We start from the raw sequence: 16,781 nt of genomic DNA, 5'->3' as shown, positions 1-16,781 counted from the left end.
AGGCTGTGGCTACTGGGACAGAGAGAGAGATCATCCTGGAGGTGCGCAACCTCCGCAAGTACTTCCCCATTACCAAGGGGTTCATCTTCCAGAAGCAGGTCGGGGCCGTCAAGGCCGTGGACGACGTGTCGTTCTTCATCCACACTGGAGAGACGCTCGGGCTGGTGGGTGAGTCCGGATGCGGCAAGACGACGACCGGCCGGGTCATACTGCGGCTCATGGAGCCCACCGCCGGAGACGCGGTGTTTCAAGGACGGAGCATCTTCTCGCTCCGCAAGGAAGAGCTGCGCCTCATGCGGCGCAACTTGCAGATCATCTTCCAGGATCCGTACTCGTCGCTCAACCCCCGCATGACCGTCGGTGACATCGTCGGCGAGCCGCTCGAGATCCACAACCTGGCGCGGGGCAAGGACAAGGTGCGCCGCGTTCAGGAACTGCTCGAGGTGGTCGGCCTGTCCCCCTACCACGCCAACCGCTACCCGCACGAGTTCAGCGGCGGGCAGCGGCAGCGGATAGGCATCGCCCGGGCTCTGGCGGTCAACCCCAAGCTCATCATCTGCGACGAACCGGTCTCCGCGCTCGACGTCTCGATCCAGGCGCAGGTCCTGAACCTCCTGGAGGATCTGCAGAAGGAGTTCGGGCTTACCTACCTGTTCATCGCCCACGACCTCTCGGTGGTCAAGCACATCAGCGATCGGGTCGCGGTGATGTACCTGGGCAAGATTGTCGAGGTGTGCCCGGTCGAAGAGATCTTTGCCAACCCGCAGCACCCCTACACCGAGGCGCTGCTGTCGGCCGTGCCGATTCCCGACCCGGGGATGCGCCGCGAGCGGATCATCCTGCCCGGCGACGTGCCCAGCCCCTCCAACCCGCCCAAGGGCTGCCGCTTCCACACGCGGTGCCTCTATGCCGTTGAGTCCTGTCGTGTGAACGAGCCACCGATGGTGGACGTTGCGGATGGGCACTATGTGGCATGTCCGGTTCAGCCGTTCAAGCACCAGCGCAGCAAGGCGGCCGTGCTCAAGACGCCAGCGTAGTAGCCGATCGCTGAGTGACGCGTTACGCCCGCCCGCTCGCTAGTGCGGCTGAGGGCGGGTTTATGACTTCTTGGTCCGGTACGAGAGACAGACTGACAGGAGGGTGACAGATGAGACGAGTGCGAAGGCAGGTGTTGATCCTGCTTGCTTTGACGCTGTCGCTGTCCCTCGCGGGACTGACAGGGACCGCCACGGGGCAGGCTGTGAAGAACCCGGACACCTTCATCCAGGTCGGCTTCGGCGACTGGGACACCTTCGACTACGCGTGGGCCTACGACACTTCGAGCCACACCATAATCTTCAACGTCTACGAGCCACTGATTTTCTACGACGGCGGCCGCGTCGATCGATTCGTTCCCCGTCTTGCCACGACCGTGCCCAGCGTGCAGAACGGGCTGGTCTCGCCTGACGGCAAGACCTACACTTTTCCGATCCGGGAGGGCGTGAAGTTCCACGACGGGACGCCCATGACCGCCGAGGATGCAGCCTACTCGCTGCGGCGGTTCCTGCTCATTGACCGTGACGGTGGCCCTTCCTCGCTGCTCTTGGAGCCGATTCTGGGCATGACCAAGACCCGCGATGACAAGGGCAACCTGATGCTGAGCTTCTCGGCCCTAGAGCGTGCGGTTCAGGTCAAGGGCAACAGCGTGGTTGTTACCCTAAAGGAGCCTTTCGGTCCATTCCTGAGCATCATGGCGCTGTGGTCCAGCGTGGTATCCAAGAAGTGGGCCGCGGCCAACGGCGACTGGGATGGGACGGCCGCGACAATGGCCCGCTACAACAACCTCAAGAAAGAGTCCAGCGCCTTGTTTGAAAAGGCCAACGGCACCGGGCCGTTCAAGCTTGAGCGGTGGGATCGCGCCGGCAAGCAGGTCATCCTTGTGCGCAACGATGGTTACTGGCGCACGCCGGCCAGGCTCAGCCGGGTCGTTTTTCGAAGCATTGATGAAACCGCCACCCGCATTCTGATGCTCAAGGCCGGCGATGCCGACAGCATCGCGATCAGCCGGCGTGAGCAGCCCCAAGTAGAGGGCGACCCCAACATCCGGCTGATTGACAACCTGCCGTGGCTGCGCACCGACGCGTTCTTCTTCACGGTGGACATCGACACGCGCGGCAATCCCGACGTGGGTAGCGGACGGCTGGACGGCGCCGGCATCCCGGCCAACTTCTTCTCCGACGTCCGGGTCCGGCGCGGGTTCGCCTATGCCTTCGACTATGCCACATTCCTCCAAGATGCTTTCCGCAATCAGGGGACACTGCCCAAGGGCGTGATACCTCCGGGCATGCTGGGCTTCGATGCGAAGAGGGAGTACTTCTCCCATAGCCGCGAGAAGGCCATTGCCGAGTTGAGGGAGGCGTGGGGCGGCCAGGTGTGGGAGCGCGGGTTCAGGGCGACCGTACTGTACAACACCGGCAATGTCGTCCGCGAGGTCGGCGCGCGGATCCTGAAAGACGGCGTTGAGGCTTTGAACCCCAAGTTCCGGCTGGACGTCCGCGGCATCACCTGGGCGTCCTATCTGGCCGCGATGAACGACAGCAAGCTCCCGGTTTTCTGGATAGGCTGGGTGGCCGACTACCCGGACCCCCACAACTTCGCCTTCCACTTCCTGCACAGCGACGGCACCTTCCCCAAGTCCCAGCGATTCAAGAACGAGGAGCTGGATCGGCTCATCATGCAGGCGATCAAGGAGACCAACCCCGAGAAGCGTAAGCAGCTCTATTCCCAGATCAACCAGAAGTTCTTCGAGCTGGCACCGTCGGTTTCGCCGGTCCACCAGGTGGTGTTCCGCGTGCAGCGCTCCTGGGTGAGGGGATGGTACAACAACCCGGTGTTCCCGGGGACGTACTACTACACGATCTTCAAGGGATAGCCACTCCCGCACGGGGATCGGGAGGAAGCTTCCTCCCGATCCCCACCACGGGACTCCCATGACGGCATTTGTTGTCCGGCGGTTACTCCTGTTGCCCCTGGTTGCCTTCGGGGTAACCCTCCTGATTTTCGGGCTGCTACAGATGCTCTCCCCACAGATGCGGGCCGCCTTGTACGTGACCGACCCGCGCCAGCTTCGTGCCGTGGACAGCATCATCCGCGCGCACGGTCTGGACAAGCCGTTCCACACCCAGTACGTGGGATGGTTGGGCCGCGTGGTGCAGGGCGACCTGGGGTGGTCGGAAACCGCCAAGATGCCCGTGGCGAAGGCAATAGCCACCTTCTTCCCCGCGACCCTGGAGCTGACCATCTTCGCGGTCGTGCCCATCCTCGTCGTTGGAATCTGGCTGGGGACCCTATCCGCGGTGCACCGAGACCGTGCCTTGGACCACTTCTCCCGTTTCTTCGCAATCAGCGGGACCTCGATGCCCACCTTCGTGTGGGGCCTCCTGCTTCTGATGGTGTTCTACGGTGCTTGGCAGCTCTTCCCGCCCGGGCGCCTCTCGCTGGAGCCCAGCATGTACGTGCTCTCCAAGCAGTTCCGTCCCTACACCCGACTGATGACCGTGGACGCCCTGCTGAACGGCCAGCTCTGGATCTTCGTGGATGCGCTGCGCCACCTTGCGCTGCCGGTGCTGACACTGAGCCTGGTCAGCTGTGCGACGCTCGTGCGCGTGACCCGGTCCTCTATGCTGGAGACGCTCCGCCAGGACTATGTGCGCACCGCGCGTGCAAAGGGGCTGGATGACCGAGTCGTGGTGAACAAGCATGCCCGCAAGAACGCCATGATTCCTGTTGTGACGATGTCCGCCCTGCTGTTCGTGGGACTCCTCAACGGCGTGGCCATCACGGAGACGGTCTACGGCTATCCCGGGATAGGACTCTGGGGCGTGAACGCGGCGATCCAGCTCGATGCGGCCGCGGTGGCCGGATTCGCCCTGTTCAACGCTCTGCTGCTGGTGATGGGCAACCTGGCGGCCGACATCCTCTACGCCTTGATAGATCCCCGCATCCGGCTGCGATGACAACTGGGGGCGCGATCCACCGAGCCGCATCAGGGCAGCCCGCCCATCCCATAACCATGAGTTCCTGGCAGATGGCATGGCGCAGGTTGCGGCGCAATCCCCTGTCCATGCTGGGACTGGCCATCATCATGGCCTTCGTGCTGACCGCGCTCCTGGCACCGGTGATCGCACCTCCGAAGGCCGATGCCCGAGATCCCTACATGATGCCCCACGAGGGCTACAGCCCCGATCCGCAGCCGCCGCGGCCTGGACACCCGCTGGGCACGACCGAGCAGGCGTTTGACATCTTCTACGGGCTGGTGTGGGGCGCGCGCACGGCGTTTCGCGTGGGACTGGCGGTGGTGGCCACCTCGGTTACCATCGGGATCCTGGTGGGTGGCATCTCGGGATTCTACGGCGGACGCCTCGACGAGATCATGATGCGCATCGTGGACGTCTTCTTGGCGTTTCCCGGACTGATCCTGGCCGTTGTGGTCGTGGCAATCCTGGGTCCTGGGCTGGAGAAGGTGATGATCGCTCTGGCCCTGGTGAGCTGGCCCGGGTACGCCCGGCTATTGCGCGGGGAGGTCCTCTCGGTCCGCGAGCGCGACTTCATAGAAGCGGCCAGGGCGCTTGGCGCCAGTGATCTAAAGGTTATTTCCAGGCACGTCCTGCCCAACAGCATCTACCCCGTGCTTGTTGTTTCCTCGCTGGACATGGGAAGCATCGTGGTGGCGGCGGCGGCGCTGAGCTTCCTGGGGCTGGGCGCGCCGGTCGGCTACTCCGACTGGGGGCAGATCATCAGTCTCTCGCGGAGCTGGATCCTGGGTGCCGCCGGCAACGCCTTCCAGTTCTGGTACACCGTGGTCTTCCCCGGCGCCGCGCTGTTCCTGTTCACGCTCGGATGGAACCTGCTGGGAGACGCCTTCCGGGATATACTGGATCCACGGCTGCGCGGTTCGAACTGATCTCGGGAGGTAGTCGGTGGCGATTGACAGGGCAACCGTTGAGCACGTGGCGCGCCTGGCCCGCCTGGCGCTGACCGACGAGGAGCGCGAACGGTTCGCCGGGCAACTCGGCCGCATCCTCGAGTACTGCGCGCGACTGGACGCTGTCTCGATCGAGGGCGTGCCCGCGACCTCGCACGTGCTCCCGATGGTCAACGTCCTGCGAGAGGACCTGCCGGCACCTTGCCTTTCGCGCGACGAGGTTCTGGCTGCGGCCCCCGCGCACGAACAGGGGTTCTTCAAGGTTCCACGGGTACTCGAGGCGGAGTAGGGGCGGTCAGGATGGCCCCGTCCGTTTGGGAGTCCGCGCGAGCTCTGCGAGCCGCCTATGCTGCGGGGGAGCTGCGGCCTTCGGAGGTCATCGCCGCGGCACTCGAACGGATCGCGCTGCGCGACCCAAAGCTGCACGCCTTTCTCCACGTTGACGCGGAGCGCGCCCGCCAAGAGGCGGTCGAGTGGGACGGCCTATATGCCCAGGCCCGGCGGAACGCGGCCGGCGACACGCTGCCCCCGCTCGCCGGCATTCCGGTTGCGGTCAAGGACAACCTGTGCACGCGGGGCGTTCCAACCACCTGCGGGTCGCGGATCCTTGAGGGCTGGCTCCCTCCCTACGATGCCACGGTGATTGCCCGGCTGCGCCACGCGGGCGCGGTGATTGTCGGCAAGACCAACCTGGATGAGTTCGCCATGGGGTCGTCCACCGAGAACTCCGCGTTCGGGCCCACCCGCAACCCCTGGGATCTCAGTCGCGTCCCCGGAGGTTCGAGCGGCGGCTCGGCCGCCGCGGTCGCCGCGGGATACGTGCCCCTGGCCCTGGGTTCCGACACCGGCGGTTCGATCCGGCAGCCCGCCGGTTTCTGTGGGGTGGTCGGCCTGAAGCCCACCTACGGCAGGGTCTCGAGGTACGGGCTGGTGGCGTTCGCCTCCTCCCTGGATCAGATCGGGCCGTTCGCAAGGGATGTGGCCGACTGCGCGCTGCTCCTCGGCGTTATCGCCGGAGCCGATCCTCGCGACTCTACCTCGGCCGACGTGACCGTACCCGACTACTTGGCCACGTTGGGCGAGACGCGGCGGGAGATCCGCCTGGGGGTGCCCTCGGAGGCATTCGGCTCCGGGGTGGACGCGGGCGTGGCGGAGGCGGTGAGGGCCGCGCTGGACACCTTCGACAACCTGGGCTTCCGGGTCGAGGAGATCGCCCTCCCCACGCTGGACGTAGCGCTTCCCACGTACTACCTGATCGCACCGGCCGAGGCCTCCTCGAACCTGGCCCGGTACGACGGCGTCAGATACGGGTTGCGGGACGGATCCGACGATCTCTTTGAGATGGTCACCCGGACCCGGCAGGGAGGGTTCGGCGCCGAGGTCAAACGCCGGATCATGCTGGGGACCTACGCGCTGTCCGCCGGTTACTACGAGGCGTTCTACATCAAGGCGCAGAAGGTCCGTACCCTGGTGGCGCGCGACTTCGATCGCGCGTTCGCTCGGGTGGACATAGTGGTGATGCCAACCTCCCCGACCCTTCCATTCGCCATCGGAGAGCGGGTGGATGACCCGCTGCGGATGTACGTCTCGGACATCTTCACGATTCCGGTGAACCTGGCCGGCCTGCCAGGTCTTGCGCTGCCATGCGGGTTCAGCGCCGGCCTGCCGATCGGGATGCAACTCGTGGGGCGGGCTTTTGACGAGGCGACGCTGCTGCGGGCAGGAGGCGCCTATCAGCAGGCGACCTCCTGGCACCTGCGGCACTCGCCGGAGGCCTGAGCCATGGAGAAGCCAGAGCCCATGGATCCGACCGGTGCCGGCACTGGGACCCGCGAGGTTGTCATAGGGCTTGAGATCCATGTTCAGCTCCTGACCGCGTCCAAGATGTTCTGCGGGTGCGCGACGGAGTTCGGCGCACCTCCCAACACGCTCGTCTGTCCGGTGTGCCTGGGTCTTCCGGGCTCCCTGCCCGTACTCAACCGGAGGGCGGTGGAGCTTGGACTGCGGACGGCCGTGGCGTTGGGCTGCCGGGTGCACCCCCGCAGCCGGTTCCACCGAAAGAACTACTACTATCCCGATTTGGCGAAGAACTACCAGATATCTCAGTACGAGTACGCCGACCACCCACCGCTGGCCACCGGCGGCGTGCTGGAGATCCACGTGGGCGGACGGCCGTGGCGTGTCGCAATCCGCCGCGTCCACCTGGAAGAAGACACCGCGCGCCTCGTACACCCCGCCGGCACCGGAGGCGCCTCGTCCAGCTTGGTGGACTACAACCGGTCGGGCGTGCCGCTGATGGAGATCGTGACCGAGCCCGACCTCCGCTCTCCGGGCGAGGCCCGCGAGTTCCTAAACGCGCTGCGCCGTCTGCTTCAGTTCGCGGAGGTGAGCAGCTGCCGGATGGAGGAGGGGACGCTGCGCTGTGATGCGAACCTGTCGCTCCAGCCTCCAGGCGGTCCGCCAGGAGTGCGCACCGAGGTGAAGAACATGAACTCGGTCCGCGCAGTCGAGCGGGCGCTCGCGTTCGAGGCCGTCAGGCAGCGCGAGGTGCTTGCCCGAGGGGAGGCCGTTGTGCAGGAAACGCGGCACTGGGACGAGCGGCGCAGCGTCACGTTTGCCTCACGGTCGAAGGAGGAGGCCGAGGACTACAGGTACTTCCCGGAGCCAGACCTCGTTCCCCTGGACGTGGACGCGGCGTGGGTGGCGGCCATCCGTAAGGCGCTCCCCGAACTGCCCGCGGCCCGCCGCGATCGGCTGATTGCCACCTTCGGACTGCCGGCCTACGACGCCGACCTGATCACGGCTACTCCGGCGATGGCCAACTTCTTCGAGGAGACGGTGGCCCTGGGGCCGCACCCCAAGGTGGTAGCCAACTGGCTATCCGGCGTCGTGGCGGCCTACCTGAACGAGCACGCCGTGGAGATTGACCAAATCGCGCTTACCCCAGCGCGCCTGTCGGCTCTGCTCCGCTTGGTGGACGACGGAACAGTCAGCGGCCGGACCGCCAAGGACATCCTGGTGGAGATGATCACCCACGATCAGGAGCCCGAAGCCGTCGTGGAGGCCCGGGGTCTGCAGCAGATCAGCGACGAGGCCACGCTGCGCGTCGTCGTGGACAAGGTCATAGCCGATCACCCCGGACCCGCGGCCGAGATCCGCGCGGGCAAGGTGCGCGCGCTGCCGTTCCTGGTGGGACAGATCATGCGCGCTACCGCCGGCCGCGCCAACCCCGAGGCGGCCAACCGCCTGCTCAGGGAGCGGTTGTCATAATGCCGCAGACCGCCCGTCTCATCCCCAAGGCCGGGCCGCCCACGAAGCATCCCCGGCGTGGCGGCCTGGGCACAGTGCACGTTGGGGAGCGGTTGACGGTCCGCCTATCAGCGGTGGGCCCGGACGGCGTGGCCGTCGCGCGCCTCGGACCGGTCGTACTGTCGGTGCCGTTCGGCGTGCCCGGCGAAGAGGCCGTGGTCGAGGTGACCAAGGGCGGCCGCTGCGCCCAGGGCCGCCTGGTAGCGCTGCTGCGCAAGTCGGCCAGCACCGTGGTGGCCCGGTGCCCCCACTTCGGCCGGTGTGGTGGGTGCCAATGGCAGCACCTTGTGCCCGAGGCGCAGCGCCGCCTCAAGACCGCGCTGGTGAAGGATTTCCTGAAGGAGCACGCCGGCGTTCACCGCGACATCGTGCGCGAGACTGTCGGGGGAGAGTCCTGGGCATATCGCAGCACCCTCCGCGCGGCGTTTGCCGAGAGAGAGGGAGTAGCGGTCGCCGGCTTCCGTGCCATCGCCTCAGACCGGGTGATAGACATTTCCCGGTGTCCTGTACAGCATCCGGCCAACGAGGCGATCCTGCACGCCGTCCGCAGCACGGTGCGCGCTCTAAGGTTGCCGATCCACGACCGGACGAGCGGTACCGGCCTCGTGAGGGGCGTGCTGGGACTGGCGTCCTTTGCCACCGGGGAGGCACTGCTGACGCTATCCGTCGCGAGGCCTCTCCGGGATACGGCGCCGCTGGTGCACGCCCTCACCGGCCGGGTGAGCGGGCTTGTCGGCATCCTGAGCACGGTGCAGCCCGGACCGGCTCCCGAACTGCTGGGGCCCCGGCTGCGCCTGCTCTGGGGGCGCGACAGCATCGTCGAAGAGTTTGCCGGGATGAGGGTGCCGCTGCGTCCGGCCACCGAGGTTCCGCCCAACCCAAGCGCCATGCCCCTGCTGCTTGATGCTGTTCGGCAGGCGGCGGCGCTGCGGACCACTGAGACCGCACTCGACCTGACGGCCGCGACGCCGCTGCTGGCGCTGGCGCTTGCCCGCGATGCCGCCCTGGTGACCGGTGTGACCCCGGACCGCCAGGCGATGGCCGACGCCTGGAAGGCGGCCGAGTGGAACGGCATCGCGAACGCGGTGTTCTACGCCCGCAGCCCGCTCCGGGTCCTGGCGAGGACGGCCACCCGCAGCCGCCCGGAGGCGGTGGTCGTGACCGCTCGGGGCCCCGGCCTCGACGATGCGACGGTCCAGGCTGTGGCCTCCGCGCGGATTCCTCGCGTGGCGTACCTGGCACGATCGCTGGCGACCTGCGCGGCTGATCTCATCCGCTGGGGGCGGGTCGGGTATCAAACCGTTGCCGTCCAGCCGGTGGATGTGCTGCCGCAGACCGGCCACGTGCAGCTCGTTGTTACGCTGCTTCGGGGTCGGACGCAGCCCGCTTGAAGCGCGACACCTCCGCCACCTGAGCCTGTGCTACAATGCCCGTGAGCCCATGTCCGATCCCTTTGTTCACTGCCACCTGCATACCGAGTTCTCCCTCCTGGACGGTTCCGCCCGCATAGACCAGTTGATGCGCGCTGCCTCCGGGATGGGGATGCCGGCGATCGCGATCACCGACCACGGGACCATGTACGGCGCGGTGGAGTTCTATCTGCGGGCGCGTCATTACGGCCTCACCCCGATCCTGGGTGTCGAAGCGTACGTGGCTCCCCGCCGCCACAGTGACCGCGACCCCAGGCTCGATGTCAGTCCCTACCACATGGTCCTGCTGGCGACCGACCTCGAGGGCTATCGCAACCTGCTGCGCCTGACAACCATTGCGCACCTGGACGGGTTCTACTACAAGCCGCGCGTTGACCGCGAACTCCTGGCCCGGCACAGCAGGGGGTTGGTGGGGCTGTCGGGCTGCCTGCAGGGCGAGGTTACGCGCGCGCTCATCCGTGACGACTACGCCGCGGCCCGCGAGGCGGCCGCCGCCTACGGCGAGATCCTGGGTCCGGGCAACTACTATCTGGAGGTACAGGACCACGGTCTCCCGGAGCAGCAGGCCAACATCCGAGGCATGCTCCGCCTGGCCGCCGATCTGGACCTGCCGCTGATCGCGACGAACGACGTCCACTATGTGCGCCGCGACGAGGCCGAGGCGCAGGACGCGCTGATGTGCATCCAGATGAACGTGGCGCTCTCAGCCACGGACAAGCCCAGGATGGGCGATACGCCCGAGTTCTACCTGAAGAGCGCCGAGGAGATGGCGGCGCGGTTCCCGGGCCTGGGCCAGGCGTTACGCGCGCCGCTGGAGATCGCCGGCCGCGTTGGGATGGAGCTGGAGCTGGGGAAGCTGAAGCTCCCGCATTTTCCAGTGCCGGAAGGCGAGACACCCGACGCCTACCTCCGGCGGCTCTGCGAGGAGGGTCTCCATCGCCTGTACGGAGGGCCCACTGAGGCGCAGCGCGCACGCCTCGACGAGGAGTTGCGCGTGATCGCGCTTATGGGCTACGCTGCCTACTTCCTCATAGTTTGGGATTTCGTCTCGTTTGCACGGCGCCGGGGCATCCTAACCACCGTCCGCGGATCGGCCGCCGGCAGCCTCGTACTCTACACGCTGGGCGTCATCGATGTGGACCCGCTTCACTACCGGCTTCCGTTCGAGCGGTTCCTCAATCTCGAGCGGTACACGATGCCGGATATTGACGTGGATTTCATGGACAGCCGGCGCGACGAGGTTATACGGTACGTGATCAACAAGTACGGCGCCGACCATGTGGCGCAGATCATCACCTTCGGGACGATGGGAGCCCGCCAGGCGGTCCGGGACATCGGCCGGGTGATGGGGATGCCGTACTCGGACGTGGATCGGATCGCCAAACTGATTCCCTACAACGCTTCCCTCGACGAGGCCCTGCGGGCCGACCCCGAGTTGCGCCGCTCTTCGGAGGAGACGCCGGCGGTCGGCCGCCTGCTCGGGCTGGCCCAGAAGCTGGAGGGCGTGGCGCGCCACGCCAGCACCCATGCCGCGGGTGTAATCATATCGCGCGACCCGCTGATTGACCTCGTGCCGCTCCAGCGCGCCACAAAGGGCGACCTGGTGATGACCCAATACGACATGGGGGCCGTTGATCAGATCGGCCTCCTCAAGATGGATTTCCTGGGCCTTTCCTACCTGACGATCCTGGACCGGGCCCTCAAGATCATCGAAGCGGTGCGGGGGGTTGTGATTGACCTCAAGGCCATTCCCTTGGACGATCGGGCCACCTTCGATCTGCTTTCGCGGGGCGAGACCGTGGGCATCTTCCAGCTCGAAGGCGCGGGCATGACCCGTCACCTGAAGGAGCTGAAGCCTACCCGGATAGAGGACATCATGGCTATGGTGGCCCTGTTCCGGCCCGGACCGATGGCCAATATCCCGTCCTACATCCGCCGCAAACACGGGCAGGAGCCGATCTCCTACCTGCATCCCTCGTTGGAGGCGGTGCTGGGCGAGACCTACGGCGTGGTGGTCTACCAGGAAGACGTAATGGCGGTCTGCCAGGTGGTGGCCGGTTACACCCTGGCCCAGGCCGACGTCCTGTGCTACGCGGTACGCAAGAAGATCAAGGACAAGCTGGAGGCCCAGCGGGAGCAGTTCATTGCCGGCGCCCGCAAGCGTGGGGTGTCCAAGCGGAAGATAGATCAGATCTGGGAGCAGTTTGTGCCGTTCGCGGGCTACGGCTTCAACCGGGCGCACGCGGCGTGCTACGGGTTGATTGCCTACCAGACCGCGTACCTCAAGTCCAACTTCCCCGCCGAGTACATGGCCGCGGTGCTGACCACCGAGGCGCAGGGACAGGACTGGATGGCAAAGGTCGCGACCGCGGTCTCCGAGTGCGAACGCATGGGCATCCGCGTGCTGCCCCCGGACGTGAACGAGTCGGCGGACACCTTTACCGTGGTCGGCAACGCGATCCGGTTCGGCCTCGCCGCGATCAAGCACGTCGGCGGCGGCGCGGTCGAGGCCGTCGTGCGGGCGCGCACGGAGGGGGGCCCGTTCACGTCCCTCGAAGACCTGGTGATGCGCGTGGATGGTCGCGTCGTGAACCGGCGGGTGCTGGAAAGCCTCGTGAAGGCCGGCGCCCTCGACTCGCTCGGCCGCACGCGCGCCTCGATGCTGCGGCAGGTCGAAGCCGCCCTGGCCGGCGGCCAGCGGCAGGCACGGGCAGGGGCACAGACCGGGCTTTTCGACGCGGGCGAAGCCGCGCCGCCGGCTCCGGCGGGAACTTCTCAGGCCGGGGGCGAAGAGTTCTCCAAGGCCGATCTCCTGGCGATGGAGCGCGACATGCTCGGCATGTACGTCTCGGACCATCCCCTGACCTCTGTCCGCGACGCGCTGGCCGCGCGGGTGACCGCAACGGTCGCCCAACTGCCGGAGTTGCGTGATCGGAGCGACGTGGTCATCGGAGGGCTGATCACGGCGCTGAAGCGCACCACAACGAAGAACGGCGCCGCCATGGCTTTCATGACGCTGGAGGATCCCACCGGCAGCGCCGAGGTAATCGTGTTTCCCAAGACTTACGAGCAGAGCCACGCGGATATGCGCCGTGACGCCATCGTGGTGGTACGCGGCCGCCTGGACGCGTCCGAGCACCAGGTGAAGGTACTGGCCGACGGCGTCTTTCCGCTCGAGGCCGGTCCGCCCGCTGCCGGTCCATCAGGAGCCGGCCCGCCGGGGGCCGGCCCGCCGGGCGAGGCGGTGCTGCACGTCCTCGTGGACGCCGACCGGCACGGGGAGGAGGGGCTGCGGCGTCTGCGGGACCTGCTTGCCCGCCACGGTGGCGACCGCCCGGTGCTGCTCACCGTGACCTCGGAGGGCCGGCAGGTGCGGATGCAGGCTCGCGACATCAGCGTGACGGCAGGCCCCCAGGTCGTCGAGGCCGTCGAGAGACTGTTGGGTCCTAAGACCGCGTCATGGATTCCGGCGCGAGCCGCGAGCGAGACAGGCAGCCGCGCCAACGGCACAAGAGGAGTCCGGCAATGAGCGCGCGACCCCGCGGGCGTGTCAGCGGTCAGCAGGTAGTTGCGGCGGTGGTGCTGCTGGGAATCGGGTTCCTGTTCGTGGTTCAGTTCCGGGCCAGCCGGTTTCTGAGCGCACAGCCGGAGGTGCCTACCCGCAACGTGTACGCTCTGGCAACGCTGTTGCGGCAGGAGCGTGAGGTGCGGCTGGCGCTGGAGCGGAAGGTCGGCGAGATGCAGCGGCGTCTTGCGGAGTACGAGCAGGCCACCGCAGAGGGTCGTACCTTGACGGCGGCGATGAGCAAGGAACTGGAGAGCCTCCGCGTGCTCGCAGGGCTGAAGCCGATGAAGGGACCGGGGATCGTCGTGCGCCTGGAGGATGCCAAGAGCAACCCGGCAGGCAGTAGCCCGGTCGTGGTAACCTACCAGGACCTGGTGAGCGTCATCAACGAACTGTGGGCCGCCGGCGTGGAAGCCGTTGCCGTGAACGGTCAGCGGGTAACCGCCACCACCGGTTTCGGCCAGGTCGGAGGGACGGTGGTGGTAGACCTGGCGCGGCTCACGGGCCCGTTCACGATCGTGGCGCTGGGCGACCCCGCCACGCTGGAGGGTGCGCTCAACATCCGCGGCGGGATGGTGGAAGGCCTGCGGGCCCTGGGGATGGGCATCACAATCAGCCGGGCGGGCGATCTCACCGTCCCGGCCCACAGGGGCGCTCCCAAGTTCGAGCACTCCAGGCCCACTGAGTAGCGTCGAATTGAACGCCTGCAGATGTAGATGCTATGATTCCTGTTGGTTGTTGCGCGGTTGGTGTGCGCCGGGGTGGCGGAACTGGCTGACGCGCTTGACTCAAAATCAAGTGGGGGAAACCCCTTGCGGGTTCGAGTCCCGCCCCCGGCACCAGTCGAAACAGCACCGTCCAGGGTAACGCTCAGGTCGCCTCGCAGCGCCGCTACAAGCCCCTGTTTATCTGGGCGCAGGACGACCTCACCCAGGAGCCTGGCGAGCAAGAACCTTGCTCGTTCTACGTCGTGGCCCAGGACGGACCGCAGCTCGCGGGCGTACCTCTCCACAAGCCCCGGCAGGACTTTCACGACGGCCTTCGCTCTCGGCTCCGCGCCCAGCTCCGCCCGGAGGCGCTGGATCTTGGCCTCGGCCTCCTCCAGCATCTCTAGCAGCGTTGCCGTTGCCTTGCCGTGCCGCACGGCCTGCTTGATGCTCTCAGCCTCCCGCTCGGCCTCGCGGAGTTCGGCCTCCAGCGCGCGCCGCGCAGACGTGCCTCTTGAGTTGGCCCGCTGCAGGGCGTCGTTCACCTTTCGCGCCAGGTATGCGACGGACTCGGGTGAAAGAATCTCCTCCTCAATCGCCCGCAGTAACCGCTCCTCTAGGATATCACGGCGCGCAAGGCGGCCATTCGCGCAGACCGTCTTCCCTCGGTTGAGGTGGAAGGAACACTCGTAATAAGCAGCATTCCGCATGGCATAATTCGCGCCGCACACGCCGCATTTCAACAGGCCGGAAAACAAGAACTTACGACGGTTAAACTTTCCACCCCCGGTCTGGCAGGTGACCTCTCCTTGCCGAGCTTTGACCCGCTGCCACAGATCCTCGGGCACGATGCGGAGCTCTGGAGCCGCCCGGCTAAGCCATTCCTCGCGGGGCCGTAGTCGTGGGACGCGTCGTCCCGATTCTGGATCCCGGTCCTTTCGGGTACGGTTCCACACCACGCGGCCAATATAAAGTTCATTGTTTAGAACGCCCAGGCCGCGCTTGCGGTCGCCAACAAGCGTTCCCGCCGTCCATCCGTTCGACTTATGCCCGGCCTTCACGTGGGGCGGCACGACACCTTTTTCGTTCAGCCGGTGTGCGATCGTTTTCGCGCTGCTCCCGGCGGCGTACATGGCGAAGATGTGCCTCACGACTTCGGCCTGCGCCTCGTCCACCTGCAACCGGCTGTTCCGCTTCCCGGTCACAAGGTCAGGGGCGGAAACAAGTAGATACCCGTAAGGTCGACCGCCCGTGCTGAAGCCCCGGCCAAATTGACCGCTCAGTCCTCGGTGAGTCTTTTCCCGCAGATTATCCAAGAACGATTCGTCCTGGAGTCCGACGACGGTTGCCAGGATTCGCCCGCTCCTGTCCGTCAGGTCTGTACCTGTTACCACGGAGAAGACCTTAACGCCCCAGAAGCGGAGGCGTTTCAGGGCAGAGTGCATTTCGGCCTGGTCGCGCCAGAGGCGATCCTGCGCCTCAACGATTACCGCTGTGATTTCACGCTTCTCGGCCGCTTCCATCAGCTGCCTGTATCCGGGCCGGTCGGCGACGGCCCCGGAAACCTCACGATCCTGGTAGATGTGCCGGTTGTCGATGGCGAGGCCAAACCGTGCGGCGGCTTTGTGGCAGAAGGCGATTTGATCGTCAACGGAGGTAGGGGACTGTAGATTGGACGAGTAACGGGCATAAATAGCTGCTGCGTTAGGCATCGCCGACCTCCAGCCGGGACCATTCGCTCCCTGGTTTCAGTTCTCCTGCGACGATAGCCGCCGCGATTATCTCGGCAAGTCCGTTCAGGAAGTCTTGCTGCACGGCGGGCGACGGTTTCTGAATCCACACGACCCGGAGGTCATCGGATTGTTGGCAAGCCTGCGCCCGTTCGGCGGCTTGCTGGCCACGGTTGGCGCTGGACACACAGGAACGCCCCAAAATAAAACAACCTCCAGCAGTCCACTATCGACCACTGCAGGCGCGCCCCCCATCCGGGGCAGGACTTCGCGACCTCGGGAACCAGGCGGGTGGAATGTGCCGCCAGGCCCGGAACCAGCGCCCGAAGTATACCAAACAAATGTTCGCTTATCAACCCCCGACGAATCACGATTCGCCGCCTAAATGCAGCCACTTGGGCAGAAGCGGGGGGAATCCCATGCGAATTATCCACGGTTGTCCGCCTTTTCTCGCTCGTTTTAGCGTCGTTCCTGAACGACAACACCTGAGAGGAGCCCGTTCGATGCAACCATTCGAGGAGATCCGCCGCCTGTTGCCCTCTCACTTACGGTTAGAGGTTACAGCCCGGTACGTCGAGATCCACTGCGCCCGCTGCTTCGTGTGGACCCCCATCCTGCGCGAGAAGGCGACGGAGCTGGCGATCCTGGCGGCGGCCGAGAAGCACCGCTGCCCACAATAACCGCCGCAGGCAGAAGGCCGAGGCTAAACAAACACGGCGGATTATGAAATGTGGCGGCAATGAACGACAAGGCAAGCAGGCTCTAAGCCCTGCTGGCTTCGTTCTGTTGTCGTCATCATGTGGCTGGCCGGTAGGGTCAACGCTCGAAAGCGGGGCCTACAGGCCACGCCCGTCAACAGGGTTCCGGCCGGGATCGAAGGCAATTGCCCTGGTCTGGGTCGTCGCATTGGTCTTCCCGACGACGCCACACCCCTAGAGGTGTGGTCGGCGGCGGAGGCTCTGGTCTTTCCCCCGAAGGGGGCTGCTCTGGTCTGGGTTTATTAAGGGTTTAAGTGTCGTCCGCAACATACGACACCACAACACCCAATGTTTTAGGGGGGGGTCTCTATATAGGGGG

At 65.9% G+C, this 16,781-nt stretch carries 12 protein-coding genes and 1 tRNA gene; all 13 read left to right on the top strand.

The annotated features are described in order from the left end of the window. Positions 1-5 precede the first annotated feature (5 nt). The 13 genes from RDU83_03935 to RDU83_03875 all read left to right on the top strand — a co-directional run bounded on the left by RDU83_03935 (position 6) and on the right by RDU83_03875 (position 16,384). Positions 6-1,037 (top strand): dipeptide ABC transporter ATP-binding protein, encoded by a 1,032-nt coding sequence (locus tag RDU83_03935; protein MDQ7840162.1) that lies wholly within the window; start codon positions 6-8, stop codon positions 1,035-1,037. A gap of 110 nt (positions 1,038-1,147) precedes the next feature. Then, on the top strand, positions 1,148-2,911 hold the full coding sequence (locus tag RDU83_03930; GenBank protein ID MDQ7840161.1) for an ABC transporter substrate-binding protein: 1,764 nt from the start codon (positions 1,148-1,150) through the stop codon (positions 2,909-2,911). A 58-nt stretch (positions 2,912-2,969) separates the two neighbouring features. Further along, a complete protein-coding gene (locus tag RDU83_03925) occupies positions 2,970-3,995 on the top strand; it encodes an ABC transporter permease (protein MDQ7840160.1) in 1,026 nt (341 codons plus the stop codon). Between the two features lie 71 nt (positions 3,996-4,066). Then, a complete protein-coding gene (locus RDU83_03920; protein ID MDQ7840159.1) occupies positions 4,067-4,942 on the top strand; it encodes an ABC transporter permease in 876 nt (291 codons plus the stop codon). Positions 4,943-4,958: 16 nt separating this feature from the next. After that, positions 4,959-5,252 (top strand): Asp-tRNA(Asn)/Glu-tRNA(Gln) amidotransferase subunit GatC, encoded by a 294-nt coding sequence (gatC, locus tag RDU83_03915; GenBank protein MDQ7840158.1) that lies wholly within the window; start codon positions 4,959-4,961, stop codon positions 5,250-5,252. 11 nt (positions 5,253-5,263) lie between these two features. Continuing rightward, entirely contained in the window at positions 5,264-6,742 is a 1,479-nt protein-coding gene (gene gatA / locus RDU83_03910) for an Asp-tRNA(Asn)/Glu-tRNA(Gln) amidotransferase subunit GatA (GenBank protein MDQ7840157.1), read from the top strand. A 3-nt stretch (positions 6,743-6,745) separates the two neighbouring features. After that, entirely contained in the window at positions 6,746-8,233 is a 1,488-nt protein-coding gene (gene gatB / locus RDU83_03905) for an Asp-tRNA(Asn)/Glu-tRNA(Gln) amidotransferase subunit GatB (GenBank protein MDQ7840156.1), read from the top strand. Beyond that, the gene (gene rlmD, locus RDU83_03900) at positions 8,233-9,663 is read left to right on the top strand and encodes a 23S rRNA (uracil(1939)-C(5))-methyltransferase RlmD (protein ID MDQ7840155.1); all 1,431 of its coding nucleotides are present in this window, start codon (positions 8,233-8,235) and stop codon (positions 9,661-9,663) included. Before gatB ends, rlmD begins: the two co-directional genes overlap by 1 nt. Positions 9,664-9,712: 49 nt before the next feature. Beyond that, complete coding sequence (locus RDU83_03895) at positions 9,713-13,231, top strand: DNA polymerase III subunit alpha (protein MDQ7840154.1); 3,519 nt, start codon at positions 9,713-9,715, stop codon at positions 13,229-13,231. Continuing rightward, positions 13,228-13,956 (top strand): DUF881 domain-containing protein, encoded by a 729-nt coding sequence (locus RDU83_03890; GenBank protein ID MDQ7840153.1) that lies wholly within the window; start codon positions 13,228-13,230, stop codon positions 13,954-13,956. Before RDU83_03895 ends, RDU83_03890 begins: the two co-directional genes overlap by 4 nt. A 66-nt stretch (positions 13,957-14,022) precedes the next feature. Continuing rightward, positions 14,023-14,109 (top strand) — tRNA-Leu (locus RDU83_03885). A 1,304-nt stretch (positions 14,110-15,413) separates the two neighbouring features. Further along, positions 15,414-15,644: a hypothetical protein gene (locus RDU83_03880; GenBank protein MDQ7840152.1), complete on the top strand. Its 231-nt coding sequence runs from the start codon at positions 15,414-15,416 to the stop codon at positions 15,642-15,644. A gap of 563 nt (positions 15,645-16,207) precedes the next feature. Beyond that, positions 16,208-16,384: a hypothetical protein gene (locus RDU83_03875; protein ID MDQ7840151.1), complete on the top strand. Its 177-nt coding sequence runs from the start codon at positions 16,208-16,210 to the stop codon at positions 16,382-16,384. The last annotated feature ends 397 nt before the right edge of the window (positions 16,385-16,781 follow it).

The organism is bacterium, from assembly GCA_031082185.1.
Classification (GTDB): Bacteria; Sysuimicrobiota; Sysuimicrobiia; order Sysuimicrobiales; family Humicultoraceae; genus VGFA01.
Note: the sequence above shows the minus strand (reverse complement) of the source record. Positions and strands in the feature narration are given on the sequence as shown.

Coding starts and splice junctions, on each gene's coding strand:
- gatB (MDQ7840156.1), top strand. CDS start 6,746: ATGGAGAAGCCAGAGCCCATGGATCCGACCGGTGCCGGCACTGGGACC.
- gatA (MDQ7840157.1), top strand. CDS start 5,264: ATGGCCCCGTCCGTTTGGGAGTCCGCGCGAGCTCTGCGAGCCGCCTAT.
- RDU83_03890 (MDQ7840153.1), top strand. CDS start 13,228: ATGAGCGCGCGACCCCGCGGGCGTGTCAGCGGTCAGCAGGTAGTTGCG.
- RDU83_03875 (MDQ7840151.1), top strand. CDS start 16,208: ATGCAACCATTCGAGGAGATCCGCCGCCTGTTGCCCTCTCACTTACGG.
- RDU83_03925 (MDQ7840160.1), top strand. CDS start 2,970: ATGACGGCATTTGTTGTCCGGCGGTTACTCCTGTTGCCCCTGGTTGCC.
- RDU83_03930 (MDQ7840161.1), top strand. CDS start 1,148: ATGAGACGAGTGCGAAGGCAGGTGTTGATCCTGCTTGCTTTGACGCTG.
- rlmD (MDQ7840155.1), top strand. CDS start 8,233: ATGCCGCAGACCGCCCGTCTCATCCCCAAGGCCGGGCCGCCCACGAAG.
- RDU83_03920 (MDQ7840159.1), top strand. CDS start 4,067: ATGGCATGGCGCAGGTTGCGGCGCAATCCCCTGTCCATGCTGGGACTG.
- RDU83_03895 (MDQ7840154.1), top strand. CDS start 9,713: ATGTCCGATCCCTTTGTTCACTGCCACCTGCATACCGAGTTCTCCCTC.